Raw genomic sequence first — 22,251 nt, 5'->3', positions numbered from 1 at the left:
CCCGGGGCGTGCCGTCCCGCCCGTGCCCCACCGTGTTCGGACCGGGGTCGGGGGTGGGGCCGGCGGCGGGAGCGGGGGCGCCCGCGCCGTGACGAGCCTCCCCCGGTCCCGCCGAACGCTCGTCACGGGGGTGCCCGGGCGCCCCCGACGTGGCACGATCGGCGGCGGGGACGGTCCGCGCCGGATCGCGGATCCGCCGCCCCCGACCGGGCGCCCGCCGGGCCGACCGGCGCGAGGGCCCCGTGCCCCGAACGACGACCCGCAGGAGGACCCCGTGGCGCAGCGGCCGGAGGAGTCGAGGGCACCGGGGGCCCGGGCCGGGAGGGGCGAGATCCCCGAGGAGAACCCGGAGATCTCCGCTCCCGCCGACCACGCGGCCGGCGCCTCGGCGATCGGCCACACCCTGCGCATGGCCCGACGCGGCATGGGGGCGCGGCGCACGGCGTTGACGCTGTCGCGGATCAACCAGCCGACCGGCTTCGACTGTCCGGGCTGCGCCTGGCCGGAGCCCGACAGGCCGCACCTCGCCGAGTTCTGTGAGAACGGCGCGAAGGCGGTCGCCGAGGAGGCGACGCCCCGCCGGGTCGGTCCGGAGTTCCTCGCCGCGCACCCGCTGTCGGACCTGGAGCACCGCTCCGGGTACTGGCTGGGGCAACAGGGGCGGCTGACCGCGCCGATGTACCGGGCGCCGGGTTCGGACCGCTACGTTCCCGTCGGCTGGGACGAGGCGTTCGGCATCGTCGCGGAGGAGCTGAACGCGCTCGACTCCCCCGACGAGGCGCTGTTCTACACCTCGGGGCGCACGAGCAACGAGGCGGCCTTCCTCTACCAGTTGTTCGTCCGCGAGTTCGGCACCAACAACCTGCCGGACTGCTCGAACATGTGCCACGAGTCCTCCGGCTCCGCCCTGATCGAGACGCTGGGGGTGGGCAAGGGCAGTGTCTCTCTGGAGGACCTGCACCGGGCCGACCTGATCATCGTGGCGGGCCAGAACCCGGGGACCAACCATCCCCGGATGCTGGGCGCGTTGGAGCGGGCGAAGGCGGGGGGCGCCCGAATCATCTCGATCAACCCGCTGCCGGAGGCGGGACTGTTGGCCTTCCGCAACCCCCAGACGGTCCGGGGCCTGGTCGGCGGCGGCACCCCGCTGACCGATCTCTTCCTGCGCATCCGGATCGGCGGTGACCAGGCGCTGTTCCGGATGCTGAACCGGATGCTGCTGGAGACACCGGGCGCGGTGGACGAGGAGTTCGTCCGCGAGCACACCCACGGTTTCGGGGAGTTCGCGGCGGCGGCCCGGGAGGCCGACCGGGAGGAGACCCTCGCCGCGACCGGTCTGACCGTCGACGAGATCGACGAGGCGCTGCGGATGGTGCTGTCCGCCGACCGGATCGTGGTGTGTTGGGCGATGGGATTGACCCAGCACCGCCACTCGGTGCCCACCATCCGCGAGGTGGTCAACTTCCTGCTGCTGCGCGGCAACGTGGGCCGCCCCGGCGCGGGGGTGTGCCCGGTGCGCGGCCACAGCAACGTGCAGGGCGACCGGACCATGGGCATCTGGGAGCGTCCGCCGGAATGGTTTCTCGACGCCCTGGAGCGGGAGTTCGACTTCGCGCCGCCCCGCGCGCACGGCATGGACACCGTGGAGGCGATCCGGGCGCTGCGCGACGGCCGGGCCAAGGTCTTCATCGGCATGGGCGGCAACTTCGTCTCGGCCTCCCCGGACACGGCGGTCACCGAGGCGGCGATGCGCCGGGCGCGGCTGACCGTGCAGGTCTCCACCAAGTTGAACCGCTCGCACGTGGTGACCGGGGAGCGGGCGCTGATCCTGCCCTCCCTGGGCCGCACCGACCGGGACGAGCGGGGCACCGGGGCGCAGTTCGTCACGGTGGAGGACTCCATGGGGCAGGTGCACGCCTCCCGGGGACGACTGACCCCACCCGGTCCGCTGGTGCGCTCCGAACCGGCGATCGTCTGCGGGCTGGCCCGACGGGTGCTCGGGGATCGCAGCGCCACGCCGTGGGAGGGGTTCGCCGAGGACTACCGGCTGATCCGGGAACGGATCGAGCGGGTGATCCCCGGCTTCGAGGACTTCGAGGAGCGGGTCGGACGCCGGGGCGGGTTCGCCCTGCCGCACACCCCCCGGGACGAGCGGCGCTTCCCGACCGCGACGGGGAAGGCGAATTTCACGGCGGCGCCGGTGGAGTGGCCCCGGCTGCCGGAGGGGCGACTGCTGTTGCAGACGCTGCGCTCGCACGACCAGTACAACACCACGGTCTACGGCATGGACGACCGGTACCGGGGGGTGCGCGACGGCCGACGGGTGGTGCTGGTCAACCCGGAGGACGCCGAGGCCCTGGGGTTCGCCGACGGCGACCGGGTGGACCTGGTGGGCGAGTGGGCGGACGGCGCGGAGCGGGTGGCGCCGGACTTCCGCCTGGTGTGCTACCCGACCGCCCGGGGCTGCGCGGCGGCGTACTACCCGGAGACGAACGTCCTGGTGCCGCTGGACTCCACGGCGGTGGGCAGCAACACGCCCACCAGCAAGTCGGTGGTGATCCGGCTCACCCCCACCGGTTCCTGAGCAAGCGCTTGATCGGAGTGGCCGGCCCGGGATAGGACGGGACCGGGACACCCGCCGTCCACGCGGGTGCCGGTGACGAGGAACGGACGGGACACATGGGTGAGACGGCGCACGGGGAGCGGGGCGCGGGGGCCGGCGACGGGGCGACCGACGACGGGACACGTCTCCCGCTCTTCCCGAGGGACGTCCTGGACCTGTGGTCCGGGCGCGGCATCGACCTGTACGCCCTGTTCTCCGCCGGGAACCTCGGCAACCGAATGGGCCTGCGGGTGCTGGAGGCCGCCCCGGACAAGGTGGTCGGCACCCTCCCGGTGGAGGGCAACACCCAGCCCTACGGCCTGCTGCACGGCGGTGCCTCGGCGGTGCTGGCCGAGACCCTGGGATCGGTCGGCGCGATGCTGCACGGGGGCCCGGACCGGCTGGCGGTCGGCGTGGACCTGAACTGCACCCACCATCGGGGGGTGCGGTCGGGCACCATCACCGGGGTGGCGGTCCCGGTGCACGCGGGACGCACCTCGGCCACCTACGAGATCGTCATCACCTCCGACGAGGGCAAGCGGATCTGCTCCGCCCGGCTCACCTGCGCCCTGCGGGAGAACCCGGCGCCCTGATCCGCCCCGCCGGGCGGGGCTGGGCGGACCGGGGCGGACCGACACGGATCAGTCGGCGGGCGGGGCCCGGAAGAGCGCGAGGGCCTCGTCCCGCCCGATCTCCCCGGACTCCTCCCCCAGCAGCACCCAGCGGGTGACGCCGATCGCCTCCAGGAAGGTCCGGTCGTGGGAGGCGACCAGCAGCGCGCCCCGGTATGCGGCGAGCGCCCCGGTCAACTGCCGCACCGAGGCCGGGTCCAGGTTGTTGGTCGGCTCGTCGAGCATCAGCAGGTGCGGGGCCGGTTCGGCGAGCATCAGGGCGGCGAGGCAGGCCCGGAACCGCTCCCCACCCGACAGCGTGCCGACGAGCCGATCGGCGCGCGCGCCCCTGAACAGGAACCGGGCCAGCCGGGCACGGACCGCGTTGGCCCCGGCTCCCGGGGCCACGCGTTCGATGTTCCCGACGATGCTCAGCGCGTCGTCCAACACGTCCTGCCGTTGGGGCAGGTACCGCGTCGGGACGAGGGTCCGCGCCTCGCCCGCCGCCGGCTCCGACTCCCCGGCCAGGACGTGCAGCAGGGTGCTCTTGCCCGAACCGTTGCGGCCGATCAGCGCCACCCGCTCCGGGCCGCGCACCTCCAGATCGAGGCGCCCGGCACCTCCCCGGGGCAACCGGACCCCGCGCAGAGTCAGCACCGTGCGACCGGCCGGCACGGCGGTGTGCGGCAGGTCCACCCGGATCTCCTCCTCCCGGCGGGCCGCCTCCTCGGCCTCGTCCAGGCGCTCGCGGGCCTCCTCCAGGCGTTCCTCGTGGACCCCCCTGAGCTTTCCCGCCGACTCCTGCGCGGCACGTTTGCGGGCACCGGCGACGATGCGCGGAACGCTGCCCCTGACTCCCGGGTTCCGGTCGTGCCGGGTTCTGCTGCCGATCCGCAGCCGGGTGTCCTCCAGGTCGCGGCGACGCCGGCGGACATCGGACTCGGCGGAGCGCAGCGCCCGGTCGGCGGCCTCCCGGCGGGTTTCCAGCGCCTCCGTCATCGCGGTCCACCCGCCGCCGTACCGGGTGGTCCCGCCGCCGGGGCGCAGCTCCACGATGCCGTCCACGCCCTCCAACAGGTCCGCGTCGTGCGAGACGACGATCAACACGCCGGAGCGATACCCGGCGACCGCCTCGTGGAGCCGACGACGGGCGAAGAGGTCGAGATTGTTGGTCGGCTCGTCCAGCAGCAGAACGTCGGGGCGTTCCAGCAGGCGGGCGGCCAGACCGAGCAGCACGGTCTCCCCGCCGGACATCCGTCCCACCTCGCGATCGGGGTCGAGGTGGTCCAGACCGAGTGAGTCGAGGGTCGCGCGGGCGCGCTCCTCGACGTCCCAGTCGTCGCCGATGGTCTCGAAGTGCCGCTCGTCCGGATCCCCGGCCTCGATGGCGCGCAGCGCCGCTCGCCGCTCGGCGATGCCCAGGACGTGTTCGACCCGCAGGTCGGTGTCGAGGACGAGTTCCTGCGGCAGGTGGGCGAGCCGGCCGACGACGCCGACCGACCCGCCGTGGGGGCGCAGCAGGCCGGCGAACAGCCGGAGCAGGGTGGATTTGCCGGAGCCGTTGGCACCGACGAGGCCGGTGCGACCACGGCCGATGGTCAGGGAGAGCCCTTCGACGACGGGGGTGCCGTCCGACCACCGGAAGGTGAGATCGGAACAGGTCACCGAGGGACCCGCCGAGGCGGAGGTGTGGGACACGAAAGTACGGGACACCGGTGTTCTCTCGCAATCACGCTCGCGGAATGGGCGATGGGGCGCGTGTGCGAGCACCGTGCGGCGACCGGCCCGGGCGGGGGCGGGGAGAGGTGCGGGTCCCGTGCGGGGACGACTCGTGCACCCGGGGTCGCGTTCACGCGGTGCGTCGTGCGGGAGACAGGGTCTCCACCGGCACGACGGCACACGGCCGGGGGCCGTACCGCGCGGTGATCGCGAACCTCAGATGCGCAACGTCCACCTCCATCGGAGACAACAGGACCCGACCAGGGTAGCCGGCACCCGGTCGGCGGCGCGCGGGGTTTTCCCGCCCGCCGTGCGCGACGCCGGCCCGCGACCGACTCACGGTCGCGGGCCGTCGTTCGGGCCGGGGCCGGGGGCGGGCGCCGGGTCAGGCCCGACGCTTGAGGTGATCGACGAAACCGACCCAGGAGGCGACCGGCACGTTCACCACCGGCCCCCCGGGCCGCTTGCTGTCACGGACGGGCACCATAGCGGGCACACCGTCCCGCACCTCGAGACAGTTGCCGTTGTCGTTACCGCTGTGGGTGGACTTCCGCCACGGGGTCTCGCTCACTCGGCGTACTCCTTCTCGTATCGGCGGATCAGCTCTGTTGACTCGTCCACGGGCAGGGCCATCAGGCGTGCGGCCAGGAAAATCTCCGCACACTCGACGTATTCCCATCGGGATTCGACGGGTACCCCGGTGCGGAAGCTCTCCACCAACGCCGCCGGCGGACCGGTTTCGAGATCCAACAGCAGGAGACTGCCCCCCATCATCCCGTGCGCACCGGCCGCCGAGGGAAGGATCTGGACAGTGATGTTGGGCTGTCCCTGCCGGGTGATCAGACGGGACAACTGTTCCCGCATGACGGCGTGTCCGCCCACGGGGCGCGCCAGTGCCGCCTCGTCGAGAACCGCGCGGTACACCGGCGGTTTCTCCTTCGTCAAAATCTCCTGTCGCTTCAGGCGGACGCCCACACGCTCCCGAATCTCCTCCTCTTCCGCCCCGGGGATGCCTGCCCGCATCAGGCCGTAAGCGTATTCCTCGGTCTGGAGCAGGCCGGGAATCACGCTTGATGTGAAACTCTCGACCCGAACGGCTTCGGTTTCCCTGTCCAGGACCACTTTCGCCCCCGCCTCGATCAGGTGGGCGCGAGCCATCTCCAGCAGGGAGACGAACTCCCCGGAGGTGCCCAGCTCCCGGTCGAGTTTCTCCGCCACGGCGTCGGAGGGCCGCTGCTTCCCGGTCTCCATCCGGGAGACGTACGAGTGCGGGTAGCCGATGAGGTCGCCCATCCCCCGCAGCGAGAGTCCGCGTGCCTCGCGGTGCTCCCGCAGTCGGCGGGCGAGGAGTCGGTCGGGGGTCAGTGGTGGGGTGTCCTTGTGTCGTGCGTCCATCTCGTGTGCTCCGCCCATCGGATCGGTACCAACGAGGACCGGGAACAGGCTACTCCTTGTGGTGGGTCGGTTACCCGCCGATGGTGAAGAGGGAAAGCCGTTCCCCTCGGAGGTGACTCGTTGAACCGCACCACGGACACCGGCCACGGTGGTCCACCACGTCCGGTGCTGCCCCGCCGGACGCCCATCGGTCCGCCGTGGTCCCCGGCATCGGCCCGGATGGCGGGGGTCGGGGCCGACGGTGCCGAGCGGCCCGTCCGGCCTCTCGCGTCCTGCCTCCGCGGGTGCGACCTCGAAAGCGCGTACGTCTGCTTCGTCTGTCGCATCGGGCGCCACGGGGAGTGCGTCGGACCCGACCTTCGACACGACGAGGTGCCCGGCATCGTCCACATCGGATGCGCGTGTGCCTGCCACCGGTCCGGGGAGGGCGGGTGACCCGGCACGGGCGGCGGTCACTCCCCCCGACGCGCCGGCGCCGGCGCGCCCGACATCGACGGGTGGGAGAGATCGGCCGTTCCCTCGCCCTGTGCGCGGTCGCCGGAGCGGGGTGCGCCCTGCTGCTGTTCGGCGTCGTCGTGCTCGTCGGAGGTCGGTGAGGCGGGGCCGTCGCCGACCCCGCCCCCGGCGGCCGAGGGCCCGGCGGCCCGGGGACGCAGACGGGGCGCCACGGGGGTGATCCCGTGACGCCCCGTCGGGGTGTCGGTCGCCCGCGCGGGGCGGGGTCGGTCAGGAGTGCTCGGCCTCCACGTGCTCGCCGAGGTAGGCGGCCCGGATCCGGGGGTCGGCCAGCAGTTCGCCGGCGGGTCCCTCCATCACCACCTCACCGGTCTCCAACACGTAACCCCGGTTGGCCAGTTGCAGGGCCTGGGAGGCGTTCTGCTCGACCAGCAACAGGGTGGTGCCCTGTTCGTTGATCTCCTTGAGGATCTCGAAGATCTGCTGGACGATCAGCGGCGCCAGGCCCATCGAGGGCTCGTCGAGCAGCAGCAGTTCCGGCTTGCCCATCAGGGCGCGACCGATGGCGAGCATCTGCTGCTCGCCGCCGGAGAGCGTGCCCGCCACCTGCTTGCGGCGTTCCTGCAACCGGGGGAAGAGGTGGAAGACGCGCTCCAGGTCCGCCGGGTCCGGCCGCTTGAAGCGGTAGGCCCCCATGTTGAGGTTCTCCACCACGTTCATCCGGGCGAAGACCCGCCGCCCCTCGGGGACGTGGCCGATGCCGAAGCGGACCAACTCGTGGGAGGGGATGCCGTCCACCCGCTCGCCGTGCAGCAGGACGCCGCCCTGTCGGGGGGCGATCATGCCGGAGGCGGTCTGCAGGGTGGTGGACTTGCCCGCGCCGTTGGCGCCGAGCAGGGCCACCACCTCCCCGGTGCGCACGGAGAGGTTGATCCCCTTGAGCGCCTCGATCGCCCCGTAGAAGACGTGCAGGTCCCGCAGTTCCAGCAGGGGGGCCTCCCCGCCGGACCCGGCGGACGCGGCCGGCGCGGTCTTCTCCGTGCTCACCGTCCCGGCCTTTCCGGTGGTCGTGCGGTGGTCGTTCGGGTCGCTCACGACCGCTCCTCCCCGTCGTTCGGCCGGCTCTCGGCGGCGTGGTCGCCGCCCCGCCACTCCGGGTCGTCGGCGTGTTCGGCCTCGAGGTCGGCCACCAGGTCGGCGACGACCTCCGTCTCCTCCTCCGCCGACGCACCGAGGTATGCCTCGATGACGGCCGGGTCGCGCTGGACCTGCCCCGGGGTGCCCTCGGCGATCTTCCGACCGAAGTTGAGGACCGCGACCCGGTCGGCGACCGACATCACCAGCCGCATGTCGTGCTCGATGAGGAGCACGCTGACCCCCAGCTCGGCGTTGATCCGGCGGATCAACTCCTCCAGGTCGTGCTTCTCGGTGGGGTTGGTGCCGGCGGCCGGCTCGTCCAGCAGCAGCAGCTCCGGCTCGGTGGCCAGGGCCCGGGCGATCTCCAGCCGGCGCTGCTCGCCGTAGCTGAGGGAGGCCGCCAGCTCATTGAGCCGGTGTTCCAGGCCGACGAAACGCATCACCTCGTGGGCGCGCCGGTCGCTGTCGCGTTCGGCGCGCCGGGCATGCGGCAGGCCGAGCATGATCGAGACGGCGTCGGTGCGCTGCCGGGTCTCCACCGCGATCTTGACGTTCTCCAGCGCGGTGAGCGCCCCGAACAGGCGGATGTTCTGGAAGGTGCGGGCCAGGCCGAGTCGGCTGACCCGGAACGGCTTGCGACCGCGCAGCTCCTCCTCCCCACCGGCCCGGGGCCGGTAGGTGATGGCGCCCTCCTGCGGCAGGTAGGCGCCGGTCAGGGAGTTGAACAGCGAGGTCTTTCCGGCCCCGTTGGGGCCGATGATGGCCAGGATCTCGCCGCGCCGCATCGCCAGGTCGACGTGGTCGAGGCTGGTCAGACCGCCGAAGCGGAGGGTGACCCCGGAGGTCTCCAGGATCGTGGGGTGGGGTGCCGCGTCGCCCTCGGGGGCGCGGTCGGCTGCCCGCTTCATCTCGGTGGTCACGACGGGGTGTCCCCTCCCGTGGTCGCGGGGCGTCCGCCGGCGGCCGGCATGGCCCGGGCGGCGGTGCCCTCCTCCGCCATGTGCAGTTCGCGGACGCGTCGGCGCGAGGGCCACAGTCCCTGTGGTCGATAGATCATCATGATCACCAGCAGCGCCCCGAGGTACATGTAGCGGTCCTGGGCCGGGACGGTGTCCCGCAGGAACTCCGGCAGCCAGATGAGGATGGCGGTGCCCAGCAGCACGCCGGGGATGGAGCCCATCCCGCCGAAGATCACGTAGGACAGCACCAGCACCGAGAACAGCACGATGAAGAACTCGGAGTTGATGAAGCCGAGCTTGCTCGCGTACACCACACCGGCGACACCGGAGGTGGAGGCGCCGATGGCGAAGGCCAGCAGCTTGAAGCGGACGGTGTCCACGCCGGTGGCGGCGGCGGCCACCTCGTCCTCGCGGATGGCGGTCCAGGCACGGCCGACCCGGGAGTGCTCCAGGCGGATGAACAGGACCAGCAGCGCGACGATGAAGCCGAGCTGGAGCCAGTAGTAGGGGCGCGGGTCCAGACCCCACTGGTAGCTGAAGAAGCCCAGGTCGATGCTGAAGCGGTCCACCGAGGCGCCCCGGGTGCCGCCGGTGAACTCGACCCAGTTCTTCGCCATCAGGTAGACGATCTCGTGGAAGCCGAGCGTGACGATGGCCAGGTAGTCGCCGCGCAGCCGCAGGGTCGGCGCGCCCAACAGGACGCCCGCCACCAGGCAGGTGATCACCGCGATCGGGATGACCGCGAAGTTGTTCAGCTCGAAGGGCGGGGCGACCGGGAGGGACCCGGTCCAGAAGGCCGCGCTGTAGGCGCCGATCGCGAAGAAGGCGATGAAGCCGAGGTCGAGCATGCCGGCCCAGCCGACCACCACGTTCAGGCCGATGGCCAGCAGGACGTAGATGGCGATCTGGTCGACCAGGACCTGCTGCCAGTGCCGACTGACCAGGAAGGGCAGCACGACCAGGAAGACCAGCAGGGCGGTGAGCGCGATCATCCGCAGCCGCGGGTCGCGGCGCCACACGGTGCGGGCCCGCTCGGCGGGCGCGGTACCGGCGCGGCGGGCGGTGGACCAGGCGTTGACCACGGGCTCGCGCAGGAACTCGCGGACCACCCAGACCAACAGGCAGGCGCCGACCCACAGCCACAGACCGGGGCCGGTGATGTTCTCCCGCATGGCGTGGAAGATGTCGCGGTTGGTGCCCTGCTCGCCGGTGACCTGGGCGCCGACGAGGGCGACCCCCATCAGGGCGAACAGTCGCGTGTAGCGGGGGGTGCGGTACCAGGCGGTGCGGCGCAGGCGGGCGGCCTCGGCGGCCCGCTTCGAAGCGGTGGGACCGGGGGTGCCGGGGATGGAGGTGTTGTCGGTCGCTGTCATGCCGTCCTCGCCACGCGCTCGCCGAGAATTCCGGTCGGACGGATCATCAGCACCAGGACCAGGGCCCCGAAGGCGCCGACGTACCGCCAGGCGTCGCCGAAGACGTCGACGGTGAACGCCTCGACGATGCCGAGGGTCATGCCACCGAGCATGGCGCCGCGCACGTTGCCGATCCCGCCGAGGACCGCCGCCGCGAAGGCGGTGATGCCGGGCAGGAAGCCCATCGTGTAGAAGACCTGGTTGGTGGTGCCGAAGAGGAAGCCGGCGGCACCGCCCATCAGACCGCCCAGGATGAAGGTGCGGGAGACCACCTTGTCGATGTTGACCCCCATCAGGGAGGCCACCTCGGGGTCCTGGGCGACGGCCCGGATACCCGAGCCGAGCTTGGTGCGGTTGACCACGTGGTCGACGATCAGGAGCATCAGCACGCCGCTGCAGACGATCAGCAGCTGGGTGATGTTGATGGTGGTGTCGAAGATCGTCAGGACCGTGCGGTTCTCGTACATGCGGGGCATCGGCATGGCGTTGCGGCCGAAGAGCTTGCCCGCGAGGTTGTACAGGAAGAACGAGGCGCCGATGGCCGTGATGAGGAAGACCAGGCGGGGGGCGTTGCGGCGGCGCAACGGCCGGTAGGCCACCTTCTCCAGGAAGAAGGCGACGGTCGCGCCGAGCAGGGCTCCGGTGCAGATACCGAGCACGACGTAGCCGGCGGACTGCGCCAGGGAGGGGGCGGCGACGGGGACGACGAGGGTGAGGGCGATCACCCCGCCGAATCCTCCGGTCATGAAGACCTCGCTGTGCGCGAAGTTCAGGAGCTGGAGGACGCCGTAGACGAGGGTGTAACCGATGGCGATGACGGCGTACAACGAGCCGAGCACCACCCCCAGGACGAGGACGTCCCAGAAGTCGAAGAGGGTCATCGAGCACTTCCTTGCGGATTCACCGCCCCGGTGGGCGGCTCCCCGGTCCCGGGGGAAACCGCCGCGGCGGTGGCTGGGCGGGAAACGGCGGGGCGTGGGATCGGCCACGCCCCGCCGGTATGCCGGTGGTGATACCGAGTCCGGCGTCAGCCGGTGATCTCGGTGATGTCGCCCAGGGCGGTGATGGTGTCGTTCTCGACCCGGTAGATGTAGATACCGGAGCCGGCGTACTCGCCGTTCTCGTCGAAGCTCAGGGTCTTGGCCACGCCGTCGTGGGTTCCGACGGACAGCGCCTCGTAGACCGACTGGCGGTCGGCGGCCTCGCCCAGCTCTGCCACGGCCTGGATGATCATCATCGCGGCGTCGTAGGCCTCGGGGGTGTAGGTGCCCGGCTCGCGGTTGTACTCGGCCTCGTAGCGCTCGGTGAAGTCGCGACCCTCCTGGTCGGCGTCCAGGTCGCGGCACGGGCAGCTGAGGTACCACTCCTCGGCCTCGCCGCCGGGGGCGAGGTTGATGAACTCGGGGTCCTTCACGCCGTCGCCGCCGAGCTTGATGCCGTCGAACCCGGCCTCGGCGAGCTTGACCGCCAGCGGACCGGCCTGCGAGTAGTAGCCGGTGTAGACCAGGCCGTCGGCGTCGGAGGTCACGGCGGTGCGGGCGATGCCGCTGTGGTCCACGGTGTCGGCGGGCACCGACTCGCGGACGACCTCGATGCCGGCCTCCTCCATGCCCTGCTGGGCGACATCGGCCAGGCCGATGCTGTAGTCGCCGAGGTCGTCGACGACCATGGCCTTCTCCACGCCCTGCTCGGCGAAGAAGGCGGCGATCGCCGCGCCCTGCTCGGCGTCGTTGGGCACACCGCGCAGGAAGGTCGGGAAGCCCTGCTGGGTGAGGTCGGGGTTGGTGGCCGAGGGGGTGAGGGCGGCCATGCCGGCCTCACCGTAGAGGGGGGCGGCCACGGAGGCGGCGCCGGAGAAGGCCGGGCCGACGACGGCGATGACGTCCTCGTCGTCGATGGCCCGCTGGGCGGCGGCGGTGGCCTGACCGGGCTCACCGCGGTCGTCGGCGTCCAGGTACTCGAAGGTGACGTCGTAGTCGCCCGACTCGTTGGCCTCGTCGATGGCGAGCTTGACGCCGTTCTCCATGTTGATGCCGAGGTCGACGTTGTCGCCGGAGAGCGGGCCCTGGTAGGCGATCTTGAAGACGGAACCGGAGGCGTCGCCGCCTCCGCCGCCGTCGTCGCTGCCACAGGCGGTGAGCGCGAGCGCGCCGATCGCGACCGGTATCGCGAGCTTCACGACTCTCTTGCTGAGCATGGGGTACCCCCTGGGGCGAATCCGGAGCCGAAGGCCACCGCACGGGAATCGTGCACACCGGGTGGAGACCGGCACACGGCGGGTGCGGCGTGGAGCGGAATCTATTGCCATGGAACGTCCGGTAAACAGACGGCCGTCGCAAGTGTGACCGCCTCGTGATGTGAGCCATGTGCCGGAAACAGAACACCCACCACCGGCAACCGGACATTCCGGGGCGGTGGTGGGCGTTGCGGCGCCCCTCCGGGGGCCGTGCCGCGGGGGGCGGGACGGCCCCGGAGCGGGCACCGGGGGCCGGGGCGCAGTGGGGCGGGGAGCCGCCCCACCGGCTCATTTGCGCTGCTTCTTCTCCTCGGCGTCCTGCAGGACCGCCTCGGCGACCTGCCGCATGGACAGCCTGCGGTCCATCGAGGTCTTCTGGATCCACCGGAAGGCGGCGGGCTCGGTCAGGCCGTACTGGGTTTGCAGGACGCTCTTCGCGCGATCGACCAGCTTGCGGGTCTCCAGGCGCTGGGAGAGGTCCTCCACCTCGTCCGCGAGGGACTTGAGTTCGGTGAAGCGGGTGACGGCGATCTCGATGGCCGGGACCACGTCGCTCTTGGTGAAGGGCTTGACCAGGTACGCCATGGCGCCGGCGTCCCGGGCGCGCTCGACGAGGTCGCGCTGGGAGAAGGCGGTGAGCATCAGGACCGGGGCGATCTGCTCACCGGCGATCTTCTCGGCCGCGGAGATGCCGTCCATCACGGGCATCTTGACGTCGAGGATCACCAGATCGGGTCGGTGCTCACGGGCCAACTCCACCGCCCGCCGGCCGTCCCCGGCCTCGGCGACGACCGTGTAGCCCTCCTCCTCGAGCATCTCCTTGAGGTCGAGTCGGATGAGCGCCTCGTCCTCGGCGATCACCACACGGGTGGTGAGCGGCGGGACGTGGGGCTCCTCGGTCGCGGCGGCGGTGTCCGCGGTCGCGTTGGGTTCGGGAACGTCGGCGGTGCTCACGCTGCTCCTCGGTTGCTGCCGGTGGGCTGCCGGGTGGGGCAACCCCGAGAGTAGCCGGGCCGCGTGACGCGCGTCGCGGCGGCTCGGCCGGTGGACACCGGAACCGGACGCCGGCGGGTCGCCGTCCCGTCCACCGCCCCGGGGCGCGGCCCCGGGGCGGCCCCGGGTGGGGGGTTCGACGCCCCGGACGATCCGACACCCGGGGCGGGCTACGGGTGGGGGCCGACACACGGTACTCTGTGCCCGGTACAACCTGCCCGGTTGGTGGAACTGGTCAGACACGCGGCTCTCAAACAGCCGTGCCCTCGCGGCATGTGGGTTCGAATCCCACACCGGGCACCTCTTCTCCCCCGCGCGTTTCCCGCGCGGGGTTCCCGCGTTCCCGGGTACGCCTTCCCGGAGGGTTCAGGGCGCCCCCGCTCCCCGTCCGTCCTCTTTCCCCGCTCCGGTCCGGGGGTTCCCCGGGTCTGCCCGGAGCCGTGTCGTTTCGGGGCCCGTGACTCCCGGCCGGGTTCCCCCGACCGGGAGAACCCGGCGGCGGGGTCAGCCCTCCGACGGCCGACGGGGCACCGTGGTGCCGGGCACCTCGTACTCCTGCCGACGACCGCACATGCCCCACCCGCCGTGGCGGGTGGGTTCCACGGCCCGCACCCGGGATGCGACCGGATCCGGCTCCTCACCCCGCTCCAGCGCGTCCAGGACACGGCCGGTGCGCAGGGCCGCCTCCATCGCCCCGGCCCGCCAGCGTTCCCGCCAGGCGGCCACCCGGGGGGCCACCAGTCGGGCCGCCGCCGCCCGGAACTCCCGCAGCGGACCGTCGTCCCCGGCCTCCAGCGCCCGCCGCAGCTCGGTGTAGCCGGCCACCGCGAGGTCCCGGCGCCGCCGGGCGGCCTCCCCGACCGCCGGGTCGTCGGGCGGCGGGAGGGCCACCGCGCGGGCGTAGGTCTCCGTGTCCACCAGGTGCTCCGGCGGCAGCGTGAGCACGGCGTCCCCGGCCTCCGGTAGGCCGCTGTTCTGCATGACGACCGTCACCCTCAGGCCGCCCCGGTTGACCATCCGGTGCACGGTGCCCGGCGTGAACCAGACCACCGCGCCCGGCGTCAGGGGGTGGGCTCGGTAACCACGCGGCTCCGGCGCGGCTCCGGCGTCGGGCGGCCGGCTCCCGGCCGTCCCGCCCCCGGGCTCCGAACCACCCTCCGGCAGGAAGGGGGTGAGGGTCTGCACCTCGCCCTCCCCGGCCGTCACCACGTACGCCTCGGCGCAGGCCAGATGCAGGTGGGGGCTGCCGGAGCAGACCCCATCGGCGGCGGGCCAGTCGTAGGCGGTGATGTGGGAGATCCCGACCCCGCCGGGCAACGGGTCCGGGAGCGGGGCGAAGGCCGGTTCGGCGACCGCGTGCGGGGCGGGCCGGGCGGCGACGCCCGACCCGTCGTGCGCCGCCGCGCTCACCCGGCCGTCCCGGCGTCGACGTTCGGGCTCTCGTCCCAGGGGTGGGCCTTCAACCAGTTCTCCACCCGCTCGGCGTCCCACTCCCCGTCGGCGACGACCATCCGATAGCGGTAGGAGAAGGAGTCGCCGGGGGCGAGCTCGAACTCCTCGAAGAACGCCCAGGAGAACGCCACCGTGGGCCAGGGCAGGGAGCGCACGAACCAGTGCGAGCGGTGGATGGAGCGCTCGTTGTCCGGGTGGTGCGCGAAGACCAGGGTGGAGGGGTCGTCCACCTCGTCGTGCACGGCGGTGAAGCCGAGCCAGGGGGCCTCGCCCACCGGGGTCCCCATCGCCTCCTGATCGGTGGAGGGGCCGGCGGGGGTCAGTACCCGACCACCCGCGAAGTCACGGGGACCGCGCCACTGCAGACCGGTGTAGCCGGCCATCTCCCGACCGGCGGTGGTCGGGCTGCCGAAGCGCAGCGGCAGGTCTCGGACGTTGGTGAGGTGGATCGACCAGTCCAGCGCCCAGGCGCCCTCGGCCGGGTCCACCGAGTGCACCAGCAGGCCCCGGCGTTCGCGGCACCACTCCTCGCCGGTGTGGTTGATCCAGGTGAGGTTCTCGTCCAGCCGCACCCGGTCGGCGTCGCCGGTCACGGCCCCGAAGCCGTCGTGCCGCATCCACCCCACCCGCTCGGGGATGCGCTGGTAGCCCTTGCCGTGGATGTAGGAGTTGCCACCCCAGAAGTTCTGCTCGGACAGATGACTGGAGGTCATCTGCACGCCCTTGTGCCAGCGGTGGTCGTTGGGCCGGTAGCCGGTGACGGTGTTGCCGGCCAGCGTGCGCACCGGGTGGGCGTAGGGCTTGCGGGACTCGTACGGCTCCGGGTCGGGGCGGTAGACGTAGGAGAGGATCTCGGTGTCACCGACCGTCACCACGACGCGGTCGCCGTGGTGATGGGTGACGGTCGGGGTCGCCGAGTCCGTCGAGGGGGACACGGGACGCGAAGAGGTCGAAGAGGTCGAAGGGGTCGAAGAGGTCGTCACGGCAGGGTCGTCTCCTCCGTCGGCGGCGGCTCGGTGGGGGCGGGCGCGGCGGCGTCCGAGGGGGCCCCGGGGGCCCAGCCCGGCGCGTCGCCGTGCATGGCACGGTGGTACGGGTCGTCCGGCCCGATGTCACCCGGTCGGACGGGGTGGCCGGTGAAGGCGGCCTTGTACAGGGCCGCGGTGAACTCCAGGGTGCGGCGGGCGTCGTGCCCGCTGCCCGGCGGACGGACCCCGGCGCGCATCGCCGCCAGGATCCCGGCCAGTTGCCCGGTGTGCGAGCTGGGCACGTCCCGCTCGGGGGTGCGCCAGCGCTCCACCCGGTCGGGTTCGACTCCGGGACGCGGGGTGTACCGCCAGTCGGCGTTGGTGTGGCCGTAGAGGTGGGTCAACTCCACGGTGGCGTCGTCGCAGTCGATCCGGACGCGGCTGACCTCGTCCGGGGAGAGCACGCTGTTGACGACGGTGGCCACGGCGTCGTTGGCGAAGCGGACCAGGGCGGTGGAGACGTCCTCGGTCTCCACGTCGTGGCGCAGCCGGGCGGCCATGGCGCGGATCTCGGTCCAGTCGCCGAGGAGATGGAGAAGCAGGTCGTTCTGGTGGATGCCGTGGCCCATGGTCGGACCGCCGCCCTCGCTCGCCCAACTGCCGCGCCAGGGCACCGCGTAGTACTCCTCGGTGCGGTACCAGGTGGTCTGGCAGTGCGCCACCCGCGGTGCTCCCAGCTCCCCGGCTCCCAGCAGGGCGTGGGCGTGCTCGGCGCCCGAGCCGTGACGGTGCTGCGCGACCACCGAGGCGTAGGGGCCGCCCTCGCGCTCGGCGGCGGCGATCTCGTCGAACTCGGCCAGCGAGAGGCACAGCGGCTTCTCGCACCACACCCAGGCGCCGGCGGCGAGCGCGGCGAGGGTCTGCTCGCGGTGGAGGACCGGTGGGGTGCCGATCAGCACCAGGTCGGGGCGTTCGGCGGCGAGCATCGCCCCGATGTCGGTCCAGCCGGTGATCGGCCCGAGGCCGGGGTGACGGGCCACCTCGGCGGCGAAGGCCTCCAGGCGGGCGGGGTCCACGTCCACCGCGGCGACCAGCTCCACGCCGGGGGCGTGCGCGGCCAGGGCGGGCAGGTGGGCTCCGGTGACGATGGCGCCGGTGCCGACCACGGCGGCCCGGAGGGGACCCGGGCTGCCGTGGTCGGGAGGCGCGGGGGACACGTCTGGCATGAGGGGGCGGCTCCCGGTGGGTCTGGGTCCGCCGGCCGGCGGACCGACGTGCGTGGTGGCCCGGCGGGGCGCACCACACGTGGTAAGCGCTTTCTCCGACTCAATCACGACCCCCTGGCGGACACAAGGGGGACGCCCCGACGGTCGGCGCGCCCTCCCGGTGGAGCCCGATCCCCGGGACACGGCGCGGCCCCGACACCGCCCCGGGGGAGCGGGGGGCCGGGGCCCGAAGCGGGAGGGGGTCAGCCCCCGGCGGGGACGTCCACGACCTCTCCGCCGACCCGGTGCACCCGCACCAGATTGGTCTTGCCGGCCACACCCGGCGGCGACCCCGCGGTCATCACCACCGTCTCCCCCGGCGCGCAGACCCCCCGGCGCAGCAGTTCCTCGTCGAGCATCTCGGCCATGGCGTCGGTGGAGTCCACCGTCGGCACCAGGTGCGCCTCGACGCCCCAGCTCAGCGCGAGCCGGTTGCGCGTGCCGGGGTCCGGGGTGAGGGCCACCACCGGGATCGGCGACCGGTAACGGGAGAGCCGACGCGCGGTGTCGCCGGACTGGGTGAAGGCGACCATCAGGCGGGCGTCGAGGAAGTCGCCGATCTCGGCCGCCGCGCGGGCCACCGCCCCGCCCTGCGTGTGCGGTTTGGTCGCCTCGGTGAGCGGCTGGAGCCCCGGGGAGAGCATCTCCTCCTCGGCCGCCTCCACGATCCGCCCCATGGTGCGGACCGTCTCCAGCGGGTAGCGGCCCACGCTGGTCTCACCGGAGAGCATCACCGCGTCGGTGCCGTCCATCACCGCGTTGGCGACGTCGGAGGCCTCCGCGCGGGTGGGACGGGAGGATTCGATCATGGATTCCAGCATCTGGGTGGCGACGATCACCGGCTTGGCGTTGCGCCGGGCCAGGGCGACCGCGCGCTTCTGCACCAGCGGCACGTCCTCCAACGGCAACTCCACACCCAGGTCGCCGCGGGCGACCATGATGCCGTCGAAGGCGTCCACGATGCCACGGAGGCTCTCCACCGCCTGCGGCTTCTCCACCTTGGCGATGACCGGCAGGAAGCGCCCCTCCTCGGCCATCACCCGGTGGACGTCCTTGATGTCGTCGCCGGTCCGCACGAAGGACAGCGCGATCACGTCCACGCCCACGCGCAGCGCCCACCGCAGGTCGTCGATGTCCTTGCGGGAGAGGGCGGGCACGGAGACGGCGACGCCCGGCAGGTTGAGGCCCTTGTGGTCGGAGACCACGCCGCCCTCCACCACGAGGGTGCGCACCCGGGGGCCGTCGACGGAACGAACCTCCAGGGCGACCCGGCCGTCGTCGATCAGGACGCGCTCGCCCACCGTGACGTCGGCGGGCAGACCGACGTGGGTGGTGCCGCAGTGCCACTGGTCGCCGACCACGTCTTCCGTGGTGATGGTGAATTCGTCGCCGCTTTCGAGGAGAACCGGCCCCTCGCCGAAAGAACCCAGCCGGATCTTCGGTCCCTGGAGATCCGCGAGAATTCCGACGGTGCGCCCGGATTCCCCGGCCGCACGGCGAACGCGGTGAAAGCGCTGTTCGTGTTCCTCCCGGACACCATGGCTGAGATTGAGGCGGGCTACATCCATTCCCGCTTCGACCAGCCCCGCGATCCGCTCGTAGGAGTCGGTCGCGGGCCCAAGGGTGCAAACGATTTTGGCTCGGCGCATGTCGTCAACCCTAGGCATTACCGCCGGGTAAGGGGCTGTCGGGAGGCGTCATTTCCACGACCTCCCGGTGACAAATGCGCGGCACCCCGTCAACACTTCATCAATGTGCGCGGGGCCGCTCCTATGAGCGCTTCCCGGGGGGTGATCGACCGTTTCGGTGTGCGATCACGCACCCGCTCCGAGAGGCGTCCGGAAGGTCCGCCGGGGCCGTCCGGGACGTTCGCCCCGACGGTCCCGGGGCCGTCGGGGGCGGTGTCGGGAGGCGCGCCCCCCGACGGGGAGCCGACCGCCGGGAACCCGGCGCCGCGGACATCTCCGGCCGGAAGACCGCCGGGGTGGATACCGCCGGTCGGAATACCGGTCACGGGGTTTGGGGAACCGGGGTTCCGGAGTCCGGGAGCGCGGCGGTCAGGCCGAAGGTGGTGAAGGCGGTGCGGGTGGGCAGCCGGTACCGCTCCCGGCCGGACACCGCGTTGAGCACCGTCGCCGCCCGGTACGCCATCAGTCCCAGATCGGGGGTGCCGACACCGTGCGTGTGCCGCTCCGACCCGGCGGAGAACAGGGCACCCGGCCCCCCACCGGAGAGCTCGACCCGGTGATCCGCGCCGATCACCGGCCGCCCGGCGGTGTCCCGCCGCACCGCCTCCCCCAGTCCGGCCAGCAGCGCGTCGGCGGAACGTTCCCGGTAACCGGTGGCCGCCACCACGGCGTCGGTGGTCAGCGAGGAGCCGACGCCCTGTTCGGCATGGCGCAGTTCCAGCCGGATCCGCCCGGAGGGCGGGGTTTCGACCGCCCGCACCTCCACCCCCGGGGTCAACACCACCTGCGGCCACTCGCCGTCCGGCAGGGCGAGGTCGTGGCGGTACAGCTCGTCGTGGAGAGCGGCCAGGGTCTCGTGGTCGACGGCCTTGTGGAGTTGCCACTGACGGGCCACCAGCGCGTCCCGGCTCGCCTCGGCCAGACCGTGGAAGTAGCGCGTGTAGTCGGGGGTGAAGTGCTCCAGTCCCAGCTTGCTGTACTCCATCGGGGCGAAGGCGGGTGAGCGGGTGAGCCAGTGCAGCCCCTCGCGTCCGGCGGGGCGGCGTCGCAGCAGGTCCAGCAGGACCTCCGCCCCCGACTGGCCGGAGCCGATCACCGTGACGTGGCGGGCCTCCAGCAGCCGCTCACGGTGGTCCAGGTACTCCGCCGAGTGCAGCACCGTGGCCCCGTCCCGCTCCGCCGCGGATCGCAACGGCGCCGGCAGGTGGGGAGCGGTGCCGATGCCGAGCACGACGTTGCGGGCCCGCATCCGGACGGCGGGTCCCCCGGATCCGTCGGTCGGGGCGATCCGGGCCGCGAAGAGGCCGTCGGGTTCCCGGCTCAGCCCTTCGACCCGCAGACCGAAGCGGAGGTTCGGTAGCCGCTCGGCGACCCACCGGCAGTACGCCTCGTACTCCACCCGGGGGATGTGGAAGCGTTCGGCGAAGTAGAACGGGAAGAGTCGCCCGCGCTCGCGCAGCCGGTTCAGCAGGCTCCACCGGCTGGTCGGGTCGACCAGGGTCACCAGGTCGGCCAGGAAGGGCACCTGGAGGGTGGCGTCCTCGATGAGCAGGCCGGGGTGCCACCGGAAGGCGGGGCGCTCGTCGACGCAGAGCACCCGCAGGTCGGGCAGCCCGTCGGCGAGCGCCGCGAGGGAGAGATTGGCGGGACCGACCCCGACACCGAGCAGGTCCAGCGGCTCCTCACCGGGATCGGTGGGCGGCGGGAGGGGCCGGGGAGGGGTGGAGGTCATCGGGCGTTCCCTTCGCGACGCGGGGCGGGGAGGGTCGGGTCGGCGGGGATGCCCAGCGCCCCACAGGTGTCCAGGACGAGCTTGAGCAGCCCGGCCGTGGCGTCCGCGCCGGCCAGGGGGTTGAGGACGGTGGCCTTGAGCCACAGCCGTTCGGTGCCCGACCCGTCCCGGTCCGGCACCCGGGCCCGACCCAGCACGGCGGTGCCCTCGTTCAGCAGTCGGCGTCGGATCACCGCGACCTCCTCGTCCCGGGCTCCGACGGGTCGGAAGAGCACCGTGCTGATGGTGGGCTCGGCGTAGAGGTCCAGACGCGGCTCGGCGAGCACCTGCCCGGCCAGCCGCCCGGCCGCCGCGCAGGTGGCATCGACCAGCGCGGCCAGGCCGGAACGCCCCAACGCCCGCAGGGTGACCGCGATCTTCAGGATGTCGGGGCGGCGGGTGGTGCGCAGCGAGCGTCCCAACAGGTCGGGCAGGCCCGCCTCGGTGTCGTCCTCGGCGTTGAGGTAGGGGGCACGGTGGTGCAGGGCCGCCAGGTCGGCGGCGTCGGGTGCGGTGAGCAGCCCGGCCGCCGCCGGCTGCCAACCCAGCTTGTGGAGGTCCAGGGCAACGGTGTCGGCCCGTTCCACTCCCCCGAGCAGTCCCCGGTGGGTGTCGCTGAACAGCAGGGGCCCTCCGTAGGCGGCGTCGACGTGGAAGCGGGCACCCCGGGCGGCGGCCAGGTCGGCGATGGCGGGCAGGGGGTCCACCGCCCCGGTGTCGGTGGTCCCGGCGGTGGCGACGACCAGGGTCGGTTCGCCGGCCGTGCCGTCCAGGGCACGGGCGAGTTCGGCCGGGTCGATCACCCCGCGCGGGGTGGGCACCGGGACGGCCGGCGGAAGGCCCAGCAGCCAGGCGGCGCGGGGCACCGAATGGTGCGCGTTGGCCCCGTGCACCACCCGCAGCGGCGTGCCGCCCGCCGGGCCGGCGGTCCGTTCCCTGGCGAGAAGGACGGCGATTTGGTTGGCCTCGGTGCCCCCGGTGGTGACCAGGGCGTCCGGGGCCGGGCCGGTGGGGTGGACGAGGGCGGCGAGGACCCGGGCCGTACGGGCCTCCAGCGCGGAGGCGGCCGGCGCCTGATCCCAGGAGTCCATGGAGGGGTTGAGGACCGAGGCCGCGAAGTCGGCGACCGCCGCCACCGCCAGCGGCGGACAGTGCAGGTGCGCGGCGCACAGCGGATCGGCCGGGTCGGCGGCTCCCTCGGCGAGGGCGTGCACCAGCGTGCGCAGGGCCTCCTCGGCGCCCCCGCCCACCTCCGGCAGCACCGGCCCGCAGCGCTCGGTGAGCCGTTCGGCCACGGTGTCCGGACCGCCGGGCGGGAGGGGGCCGCCGCGCGCGGCGGCCCCCTCCGCGAGGGCGTCGACGACCGTGTCCAGCAGGGGGCGCAGGGCACGCGGGCCGGCGGTGCCGCCCGCCAGCGGTGGGTGGAACGGGTGCGGCGGGACGGGCGAGGAGGACCCGGAGAACCCGGGGAACGGTGGCGGGGACATGCGGGACTCCCGGGGCGCGGGGCCGGGTCGTGACGGGACCCGGAATCGGACGTTCGGGGGCTCCGGGGCACCTGGGCGCCGCCGCGATCCGGGGGACCGG

The 22,251-nt window shown here is 73.0% G+C and carries 18 protein-coding genes and 1 tRNA gene; 3 read left to right on the top strand and 16 right to left on the bottom strand.

Features of this window, described 5'->3' with window-relative positions; all coding sequences use genetic code 11:
• Positions 1–331: 331 nt before the first annotated feature.
• Both LZF96_RS17835 and LZF96_RS17830 read left to right on the top strand, forming a co-directional pair.
• Positions 332–2,584, top strand: a complete 2,253-nt coding sequence (locus LZF96_RS17835) for an FdhF/YdeP family oxidoreductase (RefSeq protein ID WP_233873379.1) — start codon at positions 332–334, stop codon at positions 2,582–2,584.
• Positions 2,585–2,679: 95 nt separating this feature from the next.
• The gene (locus LZF96_RS17830) at positions 2,680–3,195 is read left to right on the top strand and encodes a PaaI family thioesterase (protein ID WP_233873269.1); all 516 of its coding nucleotides are present in this window, start codon (positions 2,680–2,682) and stop codon (positions 3,193–3,195) included.
• 48 nt (positions 3,196–3,243) lie between these two features.
• Here LZF96_RS17830 and LZF96_RS17825 read toward each other — a convergent pair whose 3' ends face one another.
• The 10 genes from LZF96_RS17825 to LZF96_RS17780 all read right to left on the bottom strand — a co-directional run bounded on the left by LZF96_RS17825 (position 3,244) and on the right by LZF96_RS17780 (position 13,481).
• A complete protein-coding gene (locus LZF96_RS17825; RefSeq protein WP_233873266.1) occupies positions 3,244–4,911 on the bottom strand; it encodes an ABC-F family ATP-binding cassette domain-containing protein in 1,668 nt (555 codons plus the stop codon).
• A gap of 406 nt (positions 4,912–5,317) precedes the next feature.
• Positions 5,318–5,503, bottom strand: a complete 186-nt coding sequence (locus LZF96_RS17820) for a DUF397 domain-containing protein (RefSeq protein WP_233873263.1) — start codon at positions 5,501–5,503, stop codon at positions 5,318–5,320.
• On the bottom strand, positions 5,500–6,327 hold the full coding sequence (locus LZF96_RS17815) for a helix-turn-helix transcriptional regulator (RefSeq protein WP_233873260.1): 828 nt from the start codon (positions 6,325–6,327) through the stop codon (positions 5,500–5,502). Before LZF96_RS17815 ends, LZF96_RS17820 begins: the two co-directional genes overlap by 4 nt.
• Before the next feature lie 452 nt (positions 6,328–6,779).
• Positions 6,780–6,995, bottom strand: coding sequence for a hypothetical protein (locus LZF96_RS17810; RefSeq protein ID WP_233873257.1), 216 nt, complete (start codon positions 6,993–6,995; stop codon positions 6,780–6,782).
• 58 nt (positions 6,996–7,053) lie between these two features.
• On the bottom strand, positions 7,054–7,830 hold the full coding sequence (locus tag LZF96_RS17805; RefSeq protein WP_233873374.1) for an ABC transporter ATP-binding protein: 777 nt from the start codon (positions 7,828–7,830) through the stop codon (positions 7,054–7,056).
• Positions 7,831–7,874: 44 nt separating this feature from the next.
• On the bottom strand, positions 7,875–8,828 hold the full coding sequence (locus LZF96_RS17800) for an ABC transporter ATP-binding protein (protein ID WP_233873371.1): 954 nt from the start codon (positions 8,826–8,828) through the stop codon (positions 7,875–7,877).
• Positions 8,829–8,836: 8 nt separating this feature from the next.
• Positions 8,837–10,252: a branched-chain amino acid ABC transporter permease gene (locus LZF96_RS17795; protein WP_233873254.1), complete on the bottom strand. Its 1,416-nt coding sequence runs from the start codon at positions 10,250–10,252 to the stop codon at positions 8,837–8,839.
• Positions 10,249–11,172: a branched-chain amino acid ABC transporter permease gene (locus LZF96_RS17790; RefSeq protein WP_233873251.1), complete on the bottom strand. Its 924-nt coding sequence runs from the start codon at positions 11,170–11,172 to the stop codon at positions 10,249–10,251. Before LZF96_RS17790 ends, LZF96_RS17795 begins: the two co-directional genes overlap by 4 nt.
• Before the next feature lie 146 nt (positions 11,173–11,318).
• Positions 11,319–12,488 carry a branched-chain amino acid ABC transporter substrate-binding protein gene (locus tag LZF96_RS17785; RefSeq protein ID WP_233873248.1) on the bottom strand — a complete coding sequence of 390 codons (1,170 nt, stop codon included), beginning with the start codon at positions 12,486–12,488 and terminating at the stop codon, positions 11,319–11,321.
• Between the two features lie 327 nt (positions 12,489–12,815).
• Positions 12,816–13,481 carry an ANTAR domain-containing response regulator gene (locus tag LZF96_RS17780; protein ID WP_233873245.1) on the bottom strand — a complete coding sequence of 222 codons (666 nt, stop codon included), beginning with the start codon at positions 13,479–13,481 and terminating at the stop codon, positions 12,816–12,818.
• 255 nt (positions 13,482–13,736) lie between these two features.
• Between LZF96_RS17780 and LZF96_RS17775 the strand changes: the two genes are divergently transcribed.
• Positions 13,737–13,820, top strand: a tRNA-Leu gene (locus tag LZF96_RS17775).
• A 204-nt stretch (positions 13,821–14,024) separates the two neighbouring features.
• Here LZF96_RS17775 and LZF96_RS17770 read toward each other — a convergent pair.
• The 6 genes from LZF96_RS17770 to LZF96_RS17745 form a co-directional block, all read right to left on the bottom strand.
• Positions 14,025–14,837: a cupin gene (locus LZF96_RS17770; protein WP_233873368.1), complete on the bottom strand. Its 813-nt coding sequence runs from the start codon at positions 14,835–14,837 to the stop codon at positions 14,025–14,027.
• A gap of 89 nt (positions 14,838–14,926) precedes the next feature.
• Positions 14,927–15,907, bottom strand: a complete 981-nt coding sequence (locus LZF96_RS17765; RefSeq protein ID WP_233873242.1) for a PmoA family protein — start codon at positions 15,905–15,907, stop codon at positions 14,927–14,929.
• A 44-nt stretch (positions 15,908–15,951) separates the two neighbouring features.
• Positions 15,952–17,166: a Gfo/Idh/MocA family protein gene (locus LZF96_RS17760; protein WP_233873239.1), complete on the bottom strand. Its 1,215-nt coding sequence runs from the start codon at positions 17,164–17,166 to the stop codon at positions 15,952–15,954.
• A 242-nt stretch (positions 17,167–17,408) separates the two neighbouring features.
• Entirely contained in the window at positions 17,409–18,854 is a 1,446-nt protein-coding gene (gene pyk, locus LZF96_RS17755) for a pyruvate kinase (protein ID WP_233873236.1), read from the bottom strand.
• Positions 18,855–19,215: 361 nt separating this feature from the next.
• Positions 19,216–20,625: a lysine N(6)-hydroxylase/L-ornithine N(5)-oxygenase family protein gene (locus LZF96_RS17750; protein ID WP_233873232.1), complete on the bottom strand. Its 1,410-nt coding sequence runs from the start codon at positions 20,623–20,625 to the stop codon at positions 19,216–19,218.
• A complete protein-coding gene (locus LZF96_RS17745; protein WP_233873229.1) occupies positions 20,622–22,151 on the bottom strand; it encodes an aminotransferase class V-fold PLP-dependent enzyme in 1,530 nt (509 codons plus the stop codon). Before LZF96_RS17745 ends, LZF96_RS17750 begins: the two co-directional genes overlap by 4 nt.
• Positions 22,152–22,251 lie beyond the last annotated feature (100 nt).

It is taken from the genome of Streptomyces sp. ST2-7A (assembly GCF_021390475.1).
GTDB lineage: Bacteria > Actinomycetota > Actinomycetes > Streptomycetales > Streptomycetaceae > Streptomyces.
This window is presented reverse-complemented; position numbering and strand designations above follow the sequence as displayed.

Coding starts and splice junctions, on each gene's coding strand:
- LZF96_RS17830 (WP_233873269.1), top strand. CDS start 2,680: ATGGGTGAGACGGCGCACGGGGAGCGGGGCGCGGGGGCCGGCGACGGG.
- LZF96_RS17815 (WP_233873260.1), bottom strand. CDS start 6,327: ATGGACGCACGACACAAGGACACCCCACCACTGACCCCCGACCGACTC.
- LZF96_RS17800 (WP_233873371.1), bottom strand. CDS start 8,828: ATGAAGCGGGCAGCCGACCGCGCCCCCGAGGGCGACGCGGCACCCCAC.
- LZF96_RS17795 (WP_233873254.1), bottom strand. CDS start 10,252: ATGACAGCGACCGACAACACCTCCATCCCCGGCACCCCCGGTCCCACC.
- LZF96_RS17790 (WP_233873251.1), bottom strand. CDS start 11,172: ATGACCCTCTTCGACTTCTGGGACGTCCTCGTCCTGGGGGTGGTGCTC.
- LZF96_RS17785 (WP_233873248.1), bottom strand. CDS start 12,488: ATGCTCAGCAAGAGAGTCGTGAAGCTCGCGATACCGGTCGCGATCGGC.
- LZF96_RS17760 (WP_233873239.1), bottom strand. CDS start 17,166: ATGCCAGACGTGTCCCCCGCGCCTCCCGACCACGGCAGCCCGGGTCCC.
- pyk (WP_233873236.1), bottom strand. CDS start 18,854: ATGCGCCGAGCCAAAATCGTTTGCACCCTTGGGCCCGCGACCGACTCC.
- LZF96_RS17750 (WP_233873232.1), bottom strand. CDS start 20,625: ATGACCTCCACCCCTCCCCGGCCCCTCCCGCCGCCCACCGATCCCGGT.
- LZF96_RS17745 (WP_233873229.1), bottom strand. CDS start 22,151: ATGTCCCCGCCACCGTTCCCCGGGTTCTCCGGGTCCTCCTCGCCCGTC.